This window comes from Stenotrophomonas sp. YJH_SMC_54, assembly GCF_059368435.1.
The window spans coordinates 203,301-222,227 of sequence record NZ_JCAFRS010000005.1 but is presented as its reverse complement, the minus strand read 5'-3'; the positions used below and the strand labels follow the sequence as shown (position 1 = coordinate 222,227).

General features: G+C 67.0%; 18 protein-coding genes. 9 read left to right on the top strand and 9 right to left on the bottom strand.

The window, feature by feature from the left end:
- Positions 1-21: 21 nt before the first annotated feature.
- Positions 22-1,392 (bottom strand): formimidoylglutamate deiminase, encoded by a 1,371-nt coding sequence (locus AC5P5S_RS08125; protein ID WP_062607339.1) that lies wholly within the window; start codon positions 1,390-1,392, stop codon positions 22-24.
- Between the two features lie 67 nt (positions 1,393-1,459).
- On the opposite strand from AC5P5S_RS08125, the gene hutI reads away from it, so the two are divergent.
- The 6 genes from hutI to AC5P5S_RS08095 all read left to right on the top strand — a co-directional run bounded on the left by hutI (position 1,460) and on the right by AC5P5S_RS08095 (position 10,627).
- Positions 1,460-2,683 (top strand): imidazolonepropionase, encoded by a 1,224-nt coding sequence (hutI, locus tag AC5P5S_RS08120; RefSeq protein WP_062607459.1) that lies wholly within the window; start codon positions 1,460-1,462, stop codon positions 2,681-2,683.
- Positions 2,680-4,221, top strand: a complete 1,542-nt coding sequence (hutH, locus tag AC5P5S_RS08115; RefSeq protein WP_087803501.1) for a histidine ammonia-lyase — start codon at positions 2,680-2,682, stop codon at positions 4,219-4,221. Before hutI ends, hutH begins: the two co-directional genes overlap by 4 nt.
- Positions 4,218-5,072, top strand: coding sequence for an N-formylglutamate deformylase (gene hutG / locus AC5P5S_RS08110; protein WP_012480727.1), 855 nt, complete (start codon positions 4,218-4,220; stop codon positions 5,070-5,072). The genes hutH and hutG overlap by 4 nt, the downstream gene beginning before the upstream one ends.
- The gene (gene hutU, locus AC5P5S_RS08105; protein ID WP_043034618.1) at positions 5,069-6,736 is read left to right on the top strand and encodes a urocanate hydratase; all 1,668 of its coding nucleotides are present in this window, start codon (positions 5,069-5,071) and stop codon (positions 6,734-6,736) included. Before hutG ends, hutU begins: the two co-directional genes overlap by 4 nt.
- Positions 6,737-6,885: 149 nt before the next feature.
- On the top strand, positions 6,886-8,322 hold the full coding sequence (locus AC5P5S_RS08100) for a serine hydrolase domain-containing protein (protein ID WP_495276302.1): 1,437 nt from the start codon (positions 6,886-6,888) through the stop codon (positions 8,320-8,322).
- A gap of 193 nt (positions 8,323-8,515) precedes the next feature.
- Positions 8,516-10,627, top strand: coding sequence for a TonB-dependent receptor family protein (locus AC5P5S_RS08095; RefSeq protein ID WP_062607346.1), 2,112 nt, complete (start codon positions 8,516-8,518; stop codon positions 10,625-10,627).
- 46 nt (positions 10,628-10,673) lie between these two features.
- Here the strand turns inward: AC5P5S_RS08095 and AC5P5S_RS08090 are convergent, their stop codons facing one another.
- From AC5P5S_RS08090 to AC5P5S_RS08075, 4 genes are read right to left on the bottom strand one after another with little or no spacing between them, the layout of a single operon-like run.
- On the bottom strand, positions 10,674-11,192 hold the full coding sequence (locus AC5P5S_RS08090; protein ID WP_043034615.1) for a hypothetical protein: 519 nt from the start codon (positions 11,190-11,192) through the stop codon (positions 10,674-10,676).
- Between the two features lie 13 nt (positions 11,193-11,205).
- Positions 11,206-12,078 carry a hypothetical protein gene (locus AC5P5S_RS08085; RefSeq protein ID WP_062607349.1) on the bottom strand — a complete coding sequence of 291 codons (873 nt, stop codon included), beginning with the start codon at positions 12,076-12,078 and terminating at the stop codon, positions 11,206-11,208.
- Positions 12,078-12,923 carry a hypothetical protein gene (locus tag AC5P5S_RS08080; protein ID WP_024957211.1) on the bottom strand — a complete coding sequence of 282 codons (846 nt, stop codon included), beginning with the start codon at positions 12,921-12,923 and terminating at the stop codon, positions 12,078-12,080. The genes AC5P5S_RS08085 and AC5P5S_RS08080 overlap by 1 nt, the downstream gene beginning before the upstream one ends.
- A gap of 51 nt (positions 12,924-12,974) precedes the next feature.
- A complete protein-coding gene (locus AC5P5S_RS08075) occupies positions 12,975-13,127 on the bottom strand; it encodes a hypothetical protein (RefSeq protein ID WP_005410201.1) in 153 nt (50 codons plus the stop codon).
- A gap of 275 nt (positions 13,128-13,402) precedes the next feature.
- Between AC5P5S_RS08075 and AC5P5S_RS08070 the strand changes: the two genes are divergently transcribed.
- Positions 13,403-13,714, top strand: a complete 312-nt coding sequence (locus tag AC5P5S_RS08070; RefSeq protein ID WP_225792049.1) for a hypothetical protein — start codon at positions 13,403-13,405, stop codon at positions 13,712-13,714.
- 34 nt (positions 13,715-13,748) lie between these two features.
- On the opposite strand, the gene AC5P5S_RS08065 is transcribed toward AC5P5S_RS08070, so the two are convergent.
- Complete coding sequence (locus tag AC5P5S_RS08065; RefSeq protein ID WP_024957212.1) at positions 13,749-14,324, bottom strand: TetR/AcrR family transcriptional regulator; 576 nt, start codon at positions 14,322-14,324, stop codon at positions 13,749-13,751.
- A 69-nt stretch (positions 14,325-14,393) separates the two neighbouring features.
- On the opposite strand from AC5P5S_RS08065, the gene AC5P5S_RS08060 reads away from it, so the two are divergent.
- Positions 14,394-14,939 (top strand): thioesterase family protein, encoded by a 546-nt coding sequence (locus AC5P5S_RS08060; protein WP_049397600.1) that lies wholly within the window; start codon positions 14,394-14,396, stop codon positions 14,937-14,939.
- 6 nt (positions 14,940-14,945) lie between these two features.
- On the opposite strand, the gene AC5P5S_RS08055 is transcribed toward AC5P5S_RS08060, so the two are convergent.
- A complete protein-coding gene (locus AC5P5S_RS08055; RefSeq protein ID WP_062607352.1) occupies positions 14,946-16,079 on the bottom strand; it encodes an agmatine deiminase family protein in 1,134 nt (377 codons plus the stop codon).
- Positions 16,080-16,183: 104 nt separating this feature from the next.
- Here AC5P5S_RS08055 and AC5P5S_RS08050 point away from each other — a divergent pair, with 104 nt between their 5' ends.
- Positions 16,184-17,068: a LysR family transcriptional regulator gene (locus AC5P5S_RS08050; RefSeq protein ID WP_005413886.1), complete on the top strand. Its 885-nt coding sequence runs from the start codon at positions 16,184-16,186 to the stop codon at positions 17,066-17,068.
- Here the strand turns inward: AC5P5S_RS08050 and AC5P5S_RS08045 are convergent.
- Positions 17,043-17,831: an SGNH/GDSL hydrolase family protein gene (locus tag AC5P5S_RS08045; RefSeq protein ID WP_062607354.1), complete on the bottom strand. Its 789-nt coding sequence runs from the start codon at positions 17,829-17,831 to the stop codon at positions 17,043-17,045. The genes AC5P5S_RS08050 and AC5P5S_RS08045 overlap by 26 nt on opposite strands.
- A gap of 49 nt (positions 17,832-17,880) precedes the next feature.
- Entirely contained in the window at positions 17,881-18,846 is a 966-nt protein-coding gene (locus tag AC5P5S_RS08040; RefSeq protein WP_062607357.1) for a DUF2268 domain-containing putative Zn-dependent protease, read from the bottom strand.
- Positions 18,847-18,927: the final 81 nt, after the last annotated feature.

The following is an 18,927-nucleotide window of genomic DNA, read 5'->3' as shown; positions in this document are numbered from 1 at the left end:
GGTCTCGGTGGCGGGAGGCGATCAGCCCAGCACGCCACGCAGGGCGGCGGTAAAGGCGGTGGTGATCGCCTCGCGCTGCAGGTGGCGGCCCTCGGCCACGCATTGGCGGCCATGGCGCCAGACCGATCGCAGCGCGCCATTACGTGCGGCGAACACCCAGCTGTCAAGCCATGCGTCATCCTGTCGCGCCTGCAGCGCCGGGTGCCCGGCATCCAGTTCGACCAGGTCGGCACTGGCGCCGACCTGCAGGCCAGCGGCCACGCCCAGCGCCTGTGCACCACCGTGCAGTGCGCCTTCGAACAGGAAGCGGCCGGTGCTGCGGGTGGCATCCGGGGCCAGCACGTTGCGACCGCGCAGGGTCAGGCGCTGGCCGTATTCGAGCAGGCGCAGTTCTTCGGCCGCATCAATCAGCACATTGGAATCGGAGCCGACACCGAAGCGCCCGCCCTCGCGCGCGAACGCCTGCATCGGGAACAGGCCGTCACCCAGGTTGGCTTCGGTGATCGGGCACAGGCCGGCCACGGCCTGGCTGGCCACGATGGCGACGCGCTCATCGTCGGTGATGTGGGTGGCGTGCACCAGGCACCAGCGCGCATCCACCGGTGCATGGTCGTACAGCCACTGCACCGGACGCTGGCCGCTCCAGGCCAGGCAGGCCTCGACTTCACGCACCTGCTCGGCGATATGGATGTGCACCGGGCCGTCGGTCAGCGGCAGCAACGCACTCAATTCCTCGCCGGTGACTGCACGCAGGCTGTGCGGCGCGATGCCGAGCACCGCATCCGGCAGCGCGGCCAGTGCCGGCTTGGCGGCGTCCAGCAACTGCGCGAAACCGTTCACGTCGTGGATCAGGCGCCGCTGCGCTGGATTCGGCGCCGCCCCGCCGAAATCGGCATGCGCATAGAACACCGGCAGCAGGGTCAGGCCGATGCCGGTCTGCTCGGCGGCGGCAGCAATCCGTGCACTCATCTCGGCGCGGTTGGCATAGGCGCGACCATCGGCGTCGTGGTGCAGGTAATTGAATTCGCCGACGCGGGTGAAGCCGCTTTCCAGCATTTCCATGTAGGCCTGGGCGGCGATGGCCTGCACCGCGTCCGGGCGCAGATGGGCCAGGAAGCGGTACATCAGCTCACGCCAGCTCCAGAAGCTGTCACCGTCGCCGCCGCCGATCTCGGTCAGCCCAGCCATGCCGCGCTGGAAGGCGTGGCTGTGCAGGTTGGGCAGGCCCGGCACCAGGATGTCGACGCGGGTGTCGCCGTGCTGGGCGCCCTGCCCCATGTGGATCGCCGTGATGCGGCCGTCCTGCACCTGCAGGCGGACATCGCGGGCCCAGCCATCGGCCAGCAGGGCGTGGGCGGCATGGAAACAGTGTGGGGAACGCGAATCGGACATGGCTGGACAACCCGAAATGGACGCCTATATTGTATAGACATATAAGCACAGCCGCGTTGTGGATGCCATGCACGTCGATACCCTCTGGTCCAACGTCCACCTGATGACCCTCGATGGCGAGGGGCTGGGTGTCATCCGCGATGGCGTGATGGCCTGCGCCGACGGCCGCATCGTCCATGTCGGCCCGGCCGGCAGCGACGCCCACCTGCAGCCGACCACCCGCATCGATGGCGAAGGCCGCTGGATCTCGCCCGGCCTGATCGACTGCCACACCCACCTGGTCTACGCCGGCAACCGCGCCAACGAATTCGAGCAGCGCCTGCAGGGCGTCAGTTATGCCGAGATCGCCCGTGCCGGCGGCGGCATCGTCTCCACCGTGCGCGCCACCCGTGCTGCCACCCCGGAACAGCTGGCCAGCGAAAGCCGGCCGCGCCTGCTGGCGATGCGTGCCGAAGGTGTGACCACGATCGAGATCAAGTCCGGCTACGGCCTGACCCTCCCCGACGAACGCAAGCAGCTGCAGGTAGCGCGTGCGCTGGGCGAGGAGTGCCGGGTCAACGTGGTGACCACATTCCTCGGCGCACACGCGATTCCGCCAGGCCGCGAGGCGCAGGAATACACCGACGAGGTGTGCAACGTGATGATTCCAGCCATCGCCGCCGAAGGCCTGGCCGAAGCGGTGGACGTATTCTGCGAGAACATCGCCTTCTCGCCGGCGCAGGCGCGGCAGGTCTTCGAAGCGGCGCGCGCCAACGGGCTGGCGGTGAAGATCCATGCCGAGCAGCTGAGCAACCAGCATGGCGCCGAACTGGCAGCCAGCTTCGGTGCCCTCTCGGCCGACCATATCGAACATCTGGACGATGCCGGCATCGCCGCGATGGCCGCCGCCGGCACCGTCGCCGTGCTGTTGCCCGGTGCCTTCTATTTCACCCGCGATACCACCCTGCCGCCGATCGCTGCGCTGCGTGCGGCCGGCGTGCCGCTGGCGTTGGCCACCGACAGCAATCCGGGCACTTCGCCGCTGACCAGCCCGCTGCTGGCGATGAACATGGGCGCCACCCTGTTCCGCCTGACCGTGGATGAGTGCATCGCCGGCTTCACCCGTGAAGCGGCGCGCGCGCTCGGACGCAGCGACCGCATCGGCCGCCTCGCCGTGGGCCTGGACTGCGACCTGGCGATCTGGGACATCGATGCCCCCGCCGACCTGGTCTATCGCATTGGATTCAACCCGCTGCACGCGCGCGTGGTGCGCGGACAGCCCGACCTGCCTGCCTCCTGGAGCAACACATGAGCAACACCCTGGTTCTTCGCCCCGGCCATGTCACTCTCGCCCAGTGGCGGCAGGTCTATCGCGGTGCGCCGCTTGCACTGGACCCGGCCGCGCTGCCGGTGGTGCGCGCCAGTGCTGCGGCGGTGGCCGCCATCGTCGCCAAGGGCGCGCCGGTGTATGGCATCAACACCGGTTTCGGCAAGCTGGCCAGCGTGCGCATCGAGCGCGAAGATCTGGCCACTCTGCAGCGGAACATCGTGCTCTCGCATGCCGCTGGCGTGGGCGAGTCGATGCCGGCCAGCGTGGTGCGCCTGATGATGGCGCTTAAGCTGGTCAGCCTGGCGCAGGGTGCGTCAGGCATTCGCGAGGAGACGCTGCTGCTGCTGGAAGCGATGCTGATCAAGGGCGTGCTGCCGGTGGTGCCCGCACAGGGCTCGGTGGGTGCCTCGGGTGACCTGGCGCCGCTCTCGCACCTGGCCAGCGTGATGCTGGGCGTAGGCGAAGCCTTCATCGGCGGCGAACGCCTGCCGGCGGCCGATGCACTGGCACGTGCCGGCCTGCAGCCGATCGAACTGGGCGCGAAGGAAGGCCTGGCGCTGCTCAACGGCACCCAGTTCTCCACCGCCTATGCGCTGGCGGGCCTGTTCGAGATCGAGACCGTGTTCCAGGCCGCACTGGTCACCGGCGCGCTGTCGGTGGAAGCTGCCAAGGGTTCCGACACGCCCTTCGACCCGCGCATACACGCGATCCGCGGCCAGCGCGGGCAGATCGCCACCGCCGCCACCCTGCGCGCGCTGATGCAGGGCTCGGACATCCGCGAGTCGCATCGCGACAACGACGTGCGCGTGCAGGACCCGTACTGCCTGCGCTGCCAGCCGCAGGTGATGGGCGCGGCGCTGGACATCCTGCGCCAGGCCGCGACCACGCTGGAAATTGAAGCCAACGGCGTGTCCGACAATCCGCTGGTGTTCACCGACACCGGCGAAGCGCTGTCCGGTGGCAACTTCCACGCCGAGCCGGTGGCCTTCGCCGCCGACATGCTGGCGATGGCGGTGTGCGAGATCGGTTCGATCAGCGAGCGCCGCCTGGCGATGCTGGTGGACCCGGCCCTGTCCGGCCTGCCGGCGTTCCTGACCCCGCGCCCGGGCCTGAATTCCGGCTTCATGATTCCGCAGGTGACCGCCGCCGCGCTGGTCTCGGAAAACAAGCAGCGCGCCTACCCGGCCAGCGTTGATTCGATTCCGACCTCGGCCAACCAGGAAGACCATGTGTCGATGGCCGCGCATGGCGCGCGCCGGCTGATGCAGATGGCCGAGAACGCCGCCAACGTGATCGGCATCGAGCTGCTGGCCGCCGCGCAGGGCTGTGATTTCCATGCGCCGCTGCGCTCCAGCGCCGCGCTGGAAACGGTGCGCGCCACCCTGCGTGCGCAGGTGCCGACGCTGGAAGAAGACCGCTATTTCCACCCCGACATGGTGACCGCCACGAATCTTGTGCGCAGTGGCGCGCTGGCGCAGGGCCTGGGCGATCTGTTGCCGACTGTGGAACCGCAGGCATGACGACCCTTCCTGAATGGTTGACGGTGCACGAGGGCGATGCCCCCCTCATCGTCAGCTTCCCGCATACCGGCAGCGAGCTGCCGCACGACCTGATCGGCGACTACCACTCGCCGTGGCTGGCCCGCCGCGATGCCGACTGGTGGGTGCACGAGCTGTACGACTTCGTGCGCGGCATGGGCGCGACCACGGTGCGCTCGGCGATCTCGCGTTCGGTGATCGACCTCAACCGCGATCCCAGCGGCGTGTCGCTGTACCCGGGCCAGAACACCACCGGCCTGTGTCCGCTGACCACCTTCGACAACCAGCCGCTGTACCACGCCGGGCGCGAACCGGACGAAGCAGAAATCGCCCGTCGTCGCGACACGTATTTCCTGCCTTACCACGATGCGCTGGCTTCGCAGATCACGCGCCTGCGTGCACGCCACGGCACCGTGGTGGTGTACGACGCGCACTCGATCCGCTCGCATATCCCGCACCTGTTCGAGGGCGAACTGCCGCAGTTCAACCTGGGGACTGCCGGTCCGTCCGGCGCACCGGACACCTCCTGCGACAACGCCCTGAGCGACGTGGTGGAAAACCTGCTGAAGATCAGCGGCATGAGCCAGGTGCGCAACGGCCGCTTCAAGGGCGGCTGGATCACCCGCCACTACAGCAACATCGCCGGCGGCGTGCACAGCCTGCAGATGGAACTGGCCTGCCGCGGCTACATGCACGAACCCCTGCCGGACCAGGTGGACGAACACAGCTGGCCCACCCCGCTCGACCCCGACCACGCCGCACCACTGCGCCACACCCTGGCGCAGGTGCTCAACGCCTGCCTTGAATTCGCTACGAACCGGAGCGCCGCATGACCCGCAACGACCCGTCCCGCACCATCGCCGCGCCGACCGGCACCACGCTCAATGCCAAGAGCTGGCTGACCGAAGCACCGCTGCGCATGCTGATGAACAACCTGCACCCGGACGTGGCCGAGCGCCCGCAGGAACTGGTGGTGTATGGCGGCATCGGCCGCGCCGCACGCGACTGGGAAAGCTTCGACGCCATCGTCGAAACGCTCAAGCGCCTGGACGATGACCAGACCCTGCTGGTGCAATCGGGCAAGCCGGTGGGCGTGTTCCGCACCCACGCCGATGCACCGCGCGTGCTGATCGCCAATTCCAACCTGGTGCCGCGCTGGGCCAACTGGGACCACTTCAACGAGCTGGATAAGAAGGGCCTGGCCATGTACGGCCAGATGACCGCCGGCAGCTGGATCTACATCGGTGCGCAGGGCATCGTGCAGGGCACCTACGAGACCTTCGTGGAAATGGGGCGCCAGCATTTCGGCGGCGACCTGACCGGGAAGTGGCTGTTCACCGGTGGCCTCGGCGGCATGGGTGGTGCACAGCCGCTGGCTGCCGTGATGGCCGGTGCCTCCTGCCTGGCCGTCGAGTGCCGCAAGAGCAGCATCGACATGCGCCTGCGCACCGGCTACCTCGACACCTGGACCGACAATCTGGACGAAGCGCTGCGCCTGATCGATGAATCGTGCAAGGCCGGTACGCCGAAGTCGGTGGGCCTGCTCGGCAACGTTGCCGATGTGCTGGCCGAACTGCTCAAGCGCGGCGTGAAGCCGGACCTGCTGACCGACCAGACCTCCGCGCACGACCCGGTGAACGGCTACCTGCCGCAGGGCTGGACGGTCGAACAGTGGGATGAGAAGCGCGCTTCCGCCCCCAAGGAAGTGGAGAAGGCCGCGCGTGCATCGATGGCCAACCACATCCGCGCCATGCTCGGCTTCCATGCGCTGGGCGTACCGACCGTGGACTACGGCAACAACCTGCGGCAGATGGCGCTGGAAGAAGGCGTGGCCAATGCGTTCGATTTCCCGGGTTTCGTGCCGGCCTACATCCGCCCGTTGTTCTGCCGCGGCATCGGCCCGTTCCGTTGGGCGGCACTGAGTGGCGACCCGGAAGACATCGCCAAGACCGATGCCAAGGTGAAGGAACTGATTCCGGACAACCCGCACCTGCACCGCTGGCTGGACATGGCCGCCGAGAAGATCAAGTTCCAGGGCCTGCCGGCGCGCATCTGCTGGGTCGGCCTGGGTGATCGTGATCGACTTGGCCTGGCGTTCAACGAGATGGTCGCCAACGGCGAACTGAAGGCGCCGGTGGTGATCGGTCGCGACCACCTGGACAGTGGCAGCGTCGCCTCGCCGAACCGCGAAACCGAAGCGATGGCCGACGGCTCCGATGCGGTGTCCGACTGGCCGCTGCTGAACGCCCTGCTCAACACCGCCAGCGGCGCGACCTGGGTGTCGCTGCATCACGGTGGTGGCGTCGGCATGGGCTTCTCGCAGCACGCCGGCATGGTGATCGTCTGCGACGGCACCGAGGCAGCGGCCAAGCGGATTGGCCGCGTGCTGTGGAACGACCCGGCCACCGGCGTGATGCGCCATGCCGATGCGGGGTACGACATCGCGATCGACTGCGCGAAGGAAAAGGGGCTGGATCTGCCGGGCATCCTCGGCTGATCGCAGGGGTGCCGGCCAGCGGCCGGCACTACCGGAAACGTATGGTAGTGCCGGCCGCTGGCCGGCTCTCCCTGATGCGGGAATCGGTGCCCTTGACCCGCTCTTCCGACGTGACCAACATGCGCCATCACCGCTGATGGATCACCGCGATGTACCGCACCCTGGCCGTTGCATTGCTCTGCACGCTGTTTGCGATCCCACCCGTTTCGGCGCTTGAAACTGCCGGCGATCTTTCCAAGCAGCTCAGCACCCAGCTGCAGACCAACCGCGAGCGCTACGGCATCGCCGGCCAGGCGGTACTGGTCGCCCACAACGGCCAGGTGCTGTACCAGGGCGCCAGCGGTGAAAGTGATCCCGCTACCCATGCGCCCGCCACCGTCGAGACCATCTTCGCCGCGCAGTCGATGGCCAAGCTGCTGACCAGCACGCTGGTGATGCAATTGGTCGACCAGGGCAAGGTGGATCTGGACGCGCCGGCCAGCCACTATGTGCCGGACCTGCCATCAGCATGGCAGACCATTCACGTACGCGATTTCCTCAACCACAGCTCGGGTATCGGCGAGTACTACGACCGGGTGGACAACCGCTGGGTGAGTAAGGGCTACACCGGAGTGGCGCCGGACCTTGCAGCAGCACTGAAGGTGGCCGGCGCGACACCGATGCAGTTCGCCACCGGCAGCCGCGTGCAGTACACCCAGGCCAACTACCTGGTGCTGACCGCCTTGCTGGAAGCGCATTACCGCAAGCCTTACCCAGCCATCGCGCACGAACGCATCCTGCAGCCATTGAAGATGGCCAGCACCTCGTGGGGCGGTGCCAGCGTGCCAGCCACGCGCGCGGCGGTGCCTTACATCGGCAAGGATGGCCAACTGCAGCCGGCCAATGAAGATGCCTGGCCGGACTACGGCTGGGGCCATGCCGACCTGCAGACCACCGTGGGCGACATGAACCGTTTCCTGCAGGCGCTGGCGACCGGCAAGCTGCTGCATACGGCAACCCTGGAAAAACTCTGGCAGCCGCAGAAACTGAGCGGGGGCGGCAGCAATTTCTTCTCCACTGGCTGGGACACCACCCGCGGCGACGGCTACACCCAGGTCGGCCACGATGGTGGCACCCGTGTACGTGCGCGATTGGCCTACAAGGGCACGCTGGCCAGCGGCTACTGGGTGTTCGTGTACCTGACCAACGGCAGCGCCCGCAATGTCTGGTCCAGCACGTTGGTGGAGAGCACGATGGCGGTGGTTGCGCCCGGGGAGTTTCCGCACGCTGTGCTGTCCGAGCGGCTGATCGGCTATGCGCGGGATGACAGCACCGATGCGAAACCGCAGATGCGTAGCTGGCTGCGCGAAAGCAATGGCGTTCCCACCGGCGAACTGGAACGTGCGATCAATGCCGATGGCTACGCCATCCGCGAGAGTCTGGGTGCCAGCAAGGCACTGAAAGTGTTCGCGCTCAACGCCGAGCTGTATCCGGATTCGGCCAACGCGTGGGACAGCCTGGCCGAGTGCCATGCGGCATTGGGCGATGCAGAGATTGCCAAGGCGCTGTACGCGAAGGCCAAGGCGCTGGCGAAGCCCTCGCCCTAAACCCTGCTGCAGAGCCGAGCCCATGCTCGGCTGCTCTTCGTTGCAATCTCAGGAGACCCGCGCTGCGCGCGATAGCCGAGCATGGACTCGGCTCTACATGGATGTTGCGGGCGGCCATACGCCGCCGGTGGGTGACGTGACGCCGCCGAACTGTTAACTTGCGCGCCACTTTTGTGGTTTACAGCATTCCCGCATGCCGCTCTCGTCGTACCGCCCCACCCCCTCGCTGCTGTTCCTGGCCGTTTCCCTCGGCCTCTCTTCCACCGCCGCTGCGGCCCCACAGGCCACCACGCTGGATGCCGTGCAGGTCACCGCTGCCGCCGATGCCAGCGCGCAGGCGCGCGAGGCGCTGAAGCGCGTTCCCGGCGCCAGCAACCTGATCGACGTGGCCAAGGCCGACAGCCGACTGTCCACCAGCGCCGATGTGCTGGCCTACCAACCGGGCATCAGCGCGCAGTCGCCGGGCAATGAGGGCACCAAGATCTCGATCCGTGGCTCGGGCATCAACCGTGGCCCGGGCGCGCACGCCTCGGGCATTGCGGTGTCGATCGACGGCCTGCCACTGACCGGCCCGGGCGGCACGCCCTACGAGCTGCTGGAACCGCTGTGGCTGTCGCGCGTGGAAGTCCTGCGCGGCGCCAACGGCTTCGAGCGCGGTGCGTTGGCGCTGGGTGGTGCCATCGACTACGTCAGCCGTAGCGGTCGTGATTCGGCGGGTGTGCAGCTGCACTACGAAGCCGGCAGCCGTGGCTACCAGAAGCGCGGCATCAGCTGGGGCGGCGTCAGTGGTGATGTCGACTACTTCCTGGCCTACACCGATACCGAGTTCGACGGTTACCAGCGTCATGCGCGCGGCGACGGCAAGGGTGCGATGGCCAACATCGGCTGGCAGATCACGCCCGACCTGCAGACGCGCTTCTTCGTGCGCTATCGCGAAACCAATCATGAAACGCCCGGCCGCCTGACCCGCGACCAGATCCGCAACGATCCGCGTGCCGCGAATGCGGCCAACCTGGCCATCGATGCGCGTCGCCCGCAGCCGGGCAGCACCTGGGTGGGCAACGTCACCACGCTGCAGATCGATGAGGACTCCTCGTTCCAGGCCGGGCTGGTCTATCACAAGTACCCGATGGACTTGAACGAGAGCCTGTACCGGCAGCAGCTGGACTACGCCAACCTCAACGCCACGCTGGACTACCGCCGCCGCCACCGGCTGTTCGGCCTGGACAGCGAGACCACGGTCGGCCTGCGCGTCACCCACGATCTGGACGCCGATGTGCGCGAGTCGCTGCGCTTTGCCAGCAACGGCTATGCCGCGGGTACGCGCACGCGTGACTTCCGGCACCACGGCACCGACAGCACGCTGCACGTCAGCAATACCCTCACCTTCAATGACCGCCTGCGCATGCAGACCGGGCTGGCGCTGATCAACACCCGCCGCGATGTGCAGGTGACCTGGCCAAGCAGCGGTGGCCGCCTGCGCGACCACGACTGGGACTATGCGCCGCGACTGGGCTTCACCTGGCAGCACAGCGCCCAGACCCAGTGGTTCGGCAACCTCAGCCGCTCGGTGGAGGCGCCGCACCCCTGGTCGATGATCTGGGGCTCGAACCAGTACTTCGGTCCAGGCAATGGCCCGTCCAGCGACCGCCAGCGCGCGCCGGTGCCGATGCAGAACCAGACCGCCACCACGCTGGAACTGGGCGCGCGCGGTGACGCGGCGCTGGGCCGCTGGGAACTGACCGGCTACTACGCACACGTGAACCACGAACTGCTGAGCGTCGAACTGCAACCGGTGCCGAACCTGTTCATCGCCGAGAACAACGCCAGCCCCACCGTTCACCGCGGCATCGAGGCCGGATTGGACAGCACGCTGTGGCAGGCTGCACCGGGCCGCCTGTCGCTGCGCCAGGCGTATACCTTCAGCGATTTCCGCTATCGCCACGACGCGCGTTTCGGCAGCAACCGCCTGCCCGGCCTGCCGCGCCACGCCTACCAGGCCGAGCTGCGCTTCGATCATGCATCCGGCCTGTACGCCGCGCTCAATACCGAATACGCCTCGCGCATCGCCGTCGACTACGCCAACAGCTACTGGGCTGACAGCCATGTGATCTTCGGCAGCCGCATCGGCTACGACGCACCCGGTGGCCGCTGGCAGGCCTGGGCGGAGATGCGCAACCTCGGCAACCGCCACTACGCCGCCACGGTCACGCCGGGCTACGACGACGCCGGCAAGGATGTCGCGCGCTCGACCCCGGGCGATGGGCGTGGCGTCTATGCGGGCGTGCGCTGGCGCTTTGACTGATGACCGCAGGCGGCGCCGGGTGTGATCCGGCGCCGTCGTTCCAGGATCAGCCGATACGCCAGGCCGGCAGGCGCTCGCTGCGCTTCCAGATGGAAGGTGCGAAACCAATCAACGCCAGCGCCGCCAGCCACTTCGGTGAGGTGTTGAGCAGTGTCGAGGTAAGCGAACCATCGACAGGGGCGGCCATTTCCTGCCACGGGTTGTAGCCCAGGTAGACGACGCTGCCAGCCCACCACAGCAATGCCACACCGACACCCACCAGCAACAGAGCCAGCGTGCGGCAGGTCCAGCGCTGCGAGGTGGTGCCCCACTCGCGGGACGCCGCTACCAGCAGGCCCACCACCAGCAGCGACACCAGTGCAACCAGCCCGATATCGACCTTGTGCCCGATACGCTCGTAGGTGCAGGCGCGGCATCGCGCCTCTTCCGCGGCAGTGGCGGCTTCGGCGCCATCGGCCTCCCCGGCTGCGGGCTGCGCCAGTGCCGCAAACGGCATCAATACTGCCAGCAGCGTCACCATGATCCAACGAAACAACGTCCTGTTCCTGCGTGCAGCGACATCCATGCGCTCTTCCTCGTCAGTGGTTGTACGTCCAGGGCCGCAGTATGCGGCCGTCCCATACGCCGCCCAGACCCCGTTCCGGGGGTTCGGCCATCCAGCGTTCTTGTTCCCGATGCAGCACGACAAGCTCCCGGTAGACGAAATCGTCGGAACACGAATCCCAGGCGACCGCAATCATAGCCCACTGCCCATCGACGCTGAAAACAGGCCGGGTCAGATAGGCGACGTGGTCGTATGTCCGAGTCGGCCCATGCACCGTTGCCCCGCACCCTTGCTCCCGCAGCGCTCGAAGCCCCGCGCCGTCCATCCGCTGCGCACCGGCCAATGCGGCCGCAGGCACTGGCGTGGACCGGCGATTGACGGGAACCAGGTCCGCCTGCAGCTGCAACCGCAGCGCATGGATGTCCGGCGGCCACCGGTCGTCCAGCGGCAGGACCAGGTCGTCCACCTCCTGGCAGATGGAGGCACTGCTGCCCGGCCAGCAATAGGGCAAGGTCTGCTCCATCACGTAGATGTCCTCCCCCACCGGGTCGGTCAACTGCGGCTGTTCCTGCGGGCGCCATTGATCAACGCGCGTGGACGGTGTCTGCGGTGCGCTGGGCACCTCGCCCGGCGACGATGGCAGAACTGGCGTTGGCTGCGGCACTGGCGGGGGTGGAGGGGGGAATGGGGGGCTCTGCCGGATCGCCAGCGCCATCGCCTCCGCCTGCATCTGCGCTGTTCCCAGGTTGATCGGTAGCCGACCGATCTCCTGCTGCCACCTCGGGCGCAGGCTGCAGATCCCGGCCATGAGCGCCAAGGCCGACAGCGCCGCCGCCAGCGATGCAATGCGTCGCCAGGCGATCCGTTGTTGGCAGTCACGGTTTGGCTTGAACGAGGTATCTATCATCACGACTCCGGCAACGCGGGCCACAGGCCCTGTCCAAAGCTCATATGGCGGACAGGCTCCACTCGAACACGCTCCCAGCCGCCCTTCCTGCGATGCAGAAGGTAGAGGACACGCATCGCCGTTCCTCCACTGCACAGATCCGAGGCGACCGATGCCATTGCCCAGTTCCCATCCAGGCTGAACACAGGACGCTGCAGATAGACAACGCCCAGATCCGGATTGCCCGGGCCACCCGTGCATCCCTCGATACCGCGCGCGCGCCGTTGCTGAAGCTCGTCCCACGTCATCCGTTGCGCCCGCACGTGTGCAAGCTCGAACGCGAGACCGGGTACCCGTGAAGCCCGGCGGTTCGCAACCTGCAGCATCGACTCCAGATGCTGCTGCAGTTGAAAGGACGCCGCACTGTCATCATCGCGCCACTCGACGACGCTGTGACGAACCTGGCAGACCGGGGCGGGATATCCTTCACCGCAGGAAGGCGCAGTCCATTCCATCACAGCGAATGGAATGTCGGGCTCCCAGCCGCGCGGCTCGAAGTGTGCTGGCGCGACGTCTTCCAACCGCACCGCTGCGGTCGCGAACCCACTGTTACCGGCCAGCATCGGGGAGGAGACTCCTCTCATTGGAATCGGTGGAACCGGCGGCTTTCCTGGCGGTGTCGGTCGCAGGTCGATGAGCTCTGCCATCACTTCGGCCTGCATCCGTGCCGTTCCCAGATTGATCGGAGGCGGGCCGACTTCCCGCCGCCACTGCGGGCGCACGCTGACCATCAGCGCTACGACTGCAACCATCGATAGAACGACCGTTGTGGCCAGGACGCGTTTCCTTGCAATGCGCTGTCGCATGAAGATCCTGGAAAAAGTGAAGCACAGAGGAAATCGCCCGGAATTGCAGTACTACCCGGCCAGCACTACCGCCATCGGGTAGCGCAGCGGCATTGCATCGACAGCGGCCGCCCACTGCAGACCCGAGGCATGGAAAACGGTGGCGCCGGTCAACGCGACGATCATGGCCACCGCGTGCGCGGCCAGCCGCACGCACGACTTCACTGCCGCGGCTCCTGGGCAACTTCAATGCACTGATTGAAAAATGGCGCGAGTTCTTCATGCCGCCGCCAGCGGGCGCGTGGCATTGCGGCCAGGGACCTCAGAAACCTGATACTGCATGCGGACATCCTTGCCGGGCACGCGTAGGCGGTGGTGGACGGATTCTAGCGCGATGGGGCCGTGGGTCCATCACCCACAGGCCGCACTGGCGCCGGCCTTGTACCCGCGCGCCGGCGGCTGGATTATGATTTTCCACCAGAAGAGCTATGCGCCACGGCATGCACGCCTCCCAGTTCACCCGCGCCACCGCGCTCGTGATGTTCGTTCCAATGATCGGCCTCGCCGGTTGGGGTTCGTGGTTTGGTAGCCGCTGCTTCAGCGATGGCTGCCTCGGCGTCCTGGTGGCATGGCTTGCCGCCGTGGCCACCTTTGCGGTGCAGGCGTTGCTGGTGCTCCCGACGCATGCCTGGGCCCTCAAGCGGCAGGGATGCCCCGCCTCCCGCAGCTACCTGCGTTGGCTTGGCGCGTCGGCCATCGCTGCCTTCCTGCCCATCGTGCTCGGCTGGGGCTACCTGATGATCTTCCGATGACCTGCTGCGCGTCTTCCGCACACGTATAGCCGGATCAAGGAGGCGCGGCCGCCTTCAGCAACTGCGCTGCTACCCGATCAAACGGAGCGATGTCCTGCAGTGCGCGGCACATCGCCACGGCGCCTTCCACGCTGGCGATCACCAGGCTGGCCAGTCCATCCGCCGCCGCAGGTTCGTGGCCGTCGGCAATGAAGGCTGCGGCCAGATGCCCCTGCCAGCGCACGAACACCTCTGCGGCGGCCACGCGCGGTTGGCTGGTAACCGCCTCGACCGGCTCTTCGACGGCAACGGCCAGCACCGGACAACCCGCGCGGAACCCGGACCGCAGCAGGCGCTCGCGCCACATCGCCAGGAACTGCTGCAGGCCCTGCACGGCCCCGCCCTTCAACAACTCAACGAGGAGCGCCTCCACCTTGTCACCAGCCATGTGGGTGGCGCGCGCCAGCAGCTCCTGCTTGCCGCCGGGAAAGTGGTGATAGGTGGAACCCAGCGGCGCCTCGGCCAGCTTGGTCACCTCACGGATGCTGGTGGCATTGAGACCCACGCGCGCCAGCATCTGTGCCGCAGCATCAATCACGCGTTGTGGCGCATCAGAGGGGCGCGGGCTCACGGCAGGCTCCTTGCCAGGACAGTCGTCATAAATTAGCGTATCGGCGATTCTATAACAGTCGTCATAACCATGAATCTCTGGTTCCGCCTGCTCCACCTGCTGCTGTGCAGCCTGTTCCGGCCGAAGCTGGAGGCGCCGTTCGGGGTCTCGCGGCTGCAGTTCCGGGTGCTGCCCAACGACCTGGACAGCAACCTGCATATGACCAACGGCCGCTACTGGAACATCTTCGACCTGGGCCGGCTGGACCTGATCCTGCGCATGGGCCTGGGCCGGGTGGCACTGCGCGAGAAGTGGGCACCAATCGTCGGCGCCGGCACCATCCAGTTCCGCCGCGAGCTGAAGCCGTTCCAGCGCTTCACCCTGGAAACGCGCCTGGTCGGCTGGGTCGGCTCGCGCGGCATCATGGAGCAGCGCGTGCTGATCGGGCCCGAGCAGAAGATCGCCACCCGTGCGCTGCTGGTCACCGGCATCTACGACCGTCGCGCGCGCCAGTTCCTGGGCATGCCGAAGATGATGGAAGCGATCGGTGTGGTTGCCCCGCCGTCACCGCCGCTCAGTGCAGCCGCCGAGGCGCTGCTGGCTGCCGATGCCGCATTGAAGCAGGACGACGCCTGAGGCACCTCAGCCTACCTTCGGCATGTTCTTGGTCACGCAATGGATGCCGCCACCGCCACCGGCGATCGCATCGATGTCCACCTGTTCGATCACACGACCGGGATACATGTCTTCCAGTAGTTCACGGCAGTAGCCATCGGCTGCGTCGTCACCGAACTGCGGCGCGACCACCGCGCCGTTGATCGGCAGGTAGTTGATGTAGCCCATCGCCAGATCATCGTTGTCGCGGGTATGCACGTTGTCGCGCCCGTCCAGCGGCGGCGGCAGCGTGTGCACCTGCAGACGACGGCCATCGGCATCGGTGGCGCCGCGCAGAATCTCCAGGTGCTCGCGGGTCAGATCGTAGTCGTAGGACTCCGGATCGTCGTCCAGATTGGCGATCACCACGCCCGGACGCACGAAGCGCGCATAGAAATCCACGTGTGCGTCAGTGATGTCCTCGCCGGCGATGCCGGGCAGCCAGATCACCTTCCGCAGGCCGAGGTGGTGCATCAGCTCGGCCTCGATATCCGCGCGCGACCAGCCGGGATTGCGATTGCGGTTCACCCAGCAGCTTTCGGTGAGGATGGCCGTGCCATGGCCATCGACTTCGATGCCGCCACCCTCGCCCACCAGATCGCTTTCCAGCAGCGTGGCACCGGCCACCTGCGCCAGCCACGGCGCCACCGCACCATCGTTCCGTGCGCTCTGCTTGCCGCCCCAGCCGTTGAAGTTGAAATCAACCAGGCCCAGCCCGCCCTTGCCATCGGTGACGAAACATCCGCCGTAGTCGCGCACCCAGATGTCATCCAGCGGCCCCTCGAGGAACTCGATGTTGTCGCGGCCGCAGCGATCCTGCGCCAGCTTCCGCTGCGCCGGGCGGCACAGCACACTAACGGGCTGGTGGCGGGCGATGGTGCGGGCCAGGCGTGCCACGGCGGTGTTCACCGCATCGGCCTGCGCGCCCCACACCCGCGGTTGCGCGGCGAAGGCCAGGAAAACGCGTTCCTGCGGCCCGTGCTCGTCCGGCATGCGCCAGATACCCGCACCCGGCCCCGCTGCGGATACGCGCGTCGGCAGCCCCGTCAGGCCGAGGGCGGCCAGGCCGCCAAGGCCAGCGGCGCCCGCCAGCTGGGTGAGGAAGTGACGACGGCTGCTCATGACGGGCTCCAGGGCCGGTGTGGGATGGACCTATGCTGCGCTTGCGTATCGATAAGCACAAACGATAGATTCAGCCACCAATTGAACAGTTTTACTTATCTGAAATGCTGAAGCATTGGCCACCGCTGAACGCGCTGCGTGGTTTCGAGGCCGCCGCCCGCCTGGGTAGTTTCCACAGGGCGGCCGAGGAACTGCACCTGACCCAGTCGGCCATCAGCCAGCAGATCCGGGGTCTGGAAGCCTCGCTGCAGCAGCCGTTGTTCTTCCGGCAGGGCCGCAGCGTCACCCTCACCGACGCCGGCATCGACCTGCTGGAAACCACCCAGTCCCTGCTGCGGCAGCTGGCCAGCGGCATCCGCCGGCTCGATCAGTACCGCAAGCCGAATCAACTGATCGTCAACACCAGTCCAGCCTTTGCCCGGCATTGGCTGGTGCCGCGCCTGGCCAGCTTCCACCGCCTGCATCCCGACGCCGACCTGTGGCTGCTGACCAGCGAGGAGGCACCGGATATGACCACGCAGACGCTGGACGTGGCGGTACGCGATGACCTCGACTCACAGGCGCAGTGCCAGCATCGCGTGCTGCTGCAGGATCGCCTCTTTCCGGCCTGCCATCCGGCCCTGCTCGCCACGCCGGTGCACGAACGCCTCACCCTGCATGGCGAGCGCGAAATGGACTGGAGCCAGTGGCAGGTACAGGGGGGCGCCGATGTCGGCCAGCGCCGCGAAGGCATGAACTTCTCCGAACCCGGGCAGCTGCTGGATGCTGCCTGCCAAGGGCTGGGTATCGCCCTGGTCAGCGAGCTGCTGGCGGCACGCGCCTGCGATCAGGGGCTGCTGCAGCCGCTGGATGAGGCACGCGTGCGCGGCCCGCGCTGGAGCTGGCTGGTGCATGAGGACAGCGCGGCCGATCCGCTGGTGATCAGTTTCTGTGAGTGGTTGCTGGCGAGTCTGCCCGCAGAAGCTACTTCTGCTGCAGCGCGCGCTTGACCGCCGCCTCGGCCAACGGCGCCATCACCGCATAGCCCTTCGCCGTGGGATGCACGCCATCCTCGGCCAGCTGCGCATCGAGTCCTCCGGCGGCATTGGCCATCGGCGTGTAGTAGTCCAGATAGACCACCTGCTTCGCATCGGCATAGCGCTTCAACGCCGTGTTCAATGCACGCACCTTGGGCGCTGGCGTTGTTCCCGGCAACCAGGGGTAATCGCTGACCGGCAGCACCGATGCCAGCACCACGGCGATGCCATGTGCACGCGCCAGGTCCACCATCGCGTGCAGGTTGTCCTCGATCATCGCCTGCGTGGACGGGCCGGTGTTGCCGGCAATGTCGTTGGTGCCGGCCAGGATCACCACCACCTGTGGCTTCAGTGCCAGCACGTCCTGCGGGAAGCGCACCAGCATCTGCGCCGTGGTCTGGCCGCTGATGCCGCGGTTGAGCCAGCCCTTGCCGGGGAAGAATCCAGCGCTGCCTTCCGCACCCCAGCCTTCGGTGATCGAGTCGCCGAAGAACACCACGCGCGGCTGGCCCGGCACGGCCGCAGGCAGTTGCGCGTTGGCATCACGATAGCGCTGCAGCTCCGGAAAATCGGCCAGGCGCTGCTGCATGAAACGAACCTCGTCTGGGCGCAACTGGTCGATGGGCGTCTGCAGCAGCGGATTGACTGCGACGACTTCGGCGGCACCCAGCGGAGAAGCCAACGCGAGGCCCAACGTCACGACGGTTGCAGCGGCAAGCTCAACAGGTCCACGCATGCGGGTACTCCTGAAATCATCCTGCGCAGTCTAACGCCCTGCCCTGTGCTCAGCGTGCAGCCGTACGCGCCGCTACACCCGTGACTTTCGCCGGCATCCACATGCCCGGCGTCCAGCCGCTGGCGGCCAGGATCGTTTTCGGGTTGTCCTGCTGGATCAGCGCACGCACCGCATCACGCTTGTCCTTGGCCTGCAGGTAATAGGCCTTGGCGATGCGGTAACCCACCCAGTACCCCAGGTCGTAGGGTTCCTGCGAGCCAGGCTTGTAGTTGTACAGCCACGGCGACAGATCGGTGCTGTCCAGATCCAGCGCGAACGCGCTTTCGATATGCACTTCCCGGCCACGGGTCCAGGCCGCGTGACGCCCATTGCCGACGTTGCCGGAAATCAGCTCGGCGATGAACTCGGCGATGCCCTCGCCCAGCGAAACACGCAGCACCGTGGCACGCGGGTCACCCGGCTCGAAGTCGATCAGGCCGGTCTGCTGGATGTGCACGTATTCGTGTGCGATCACATGCACGAAGCGATCCTGCACATTGGCATTCATGAAGTCGGCCGCGCACAGCGCTTCCAGGCCAATGATCACGCCGCTTTTCGAGGTCAGCCCGACCGGCCGGCCGCGGCCCACCGCGATGGTCACCGGCGGGAACCGGGTCTGCGGGTAGATCGCCTGCAGGTTGGAAAACACCTGCGTCAGGCGTTGCTTCACCGCGGGCAGTTCGGCCAGGCAGTTTCGTCCCTGTGCATACAGCTCGGGCTGGCTGGCGATGGACTCGGCAATGCGTTCGGGAGTGACCCGGCGTGCCTTCGCCAGCTCGGCCAGGCCCGTCGAACCCTCGGCCATGTATCCCCGCAACTGCGCAACGCTGGGTTTACCGCCAGCGCTGTCGTAAAGCGCGTAGAAACGACTGACATCCTCGGTGACGATCTGTGGCCCGGCCGGAACCGCTGCCGTGGCCACGCCTACCGCCCCGGCACAGGCCAGGGCCAACAGGCCGCGCAGGATCATGAACATCGCTCCGTCCTTGGTGGAGTGCATGCGAAGCGCGCAATCTATCACTCCGCCCGGCCCACTGCAGCAGGCGGATGCGGGCGC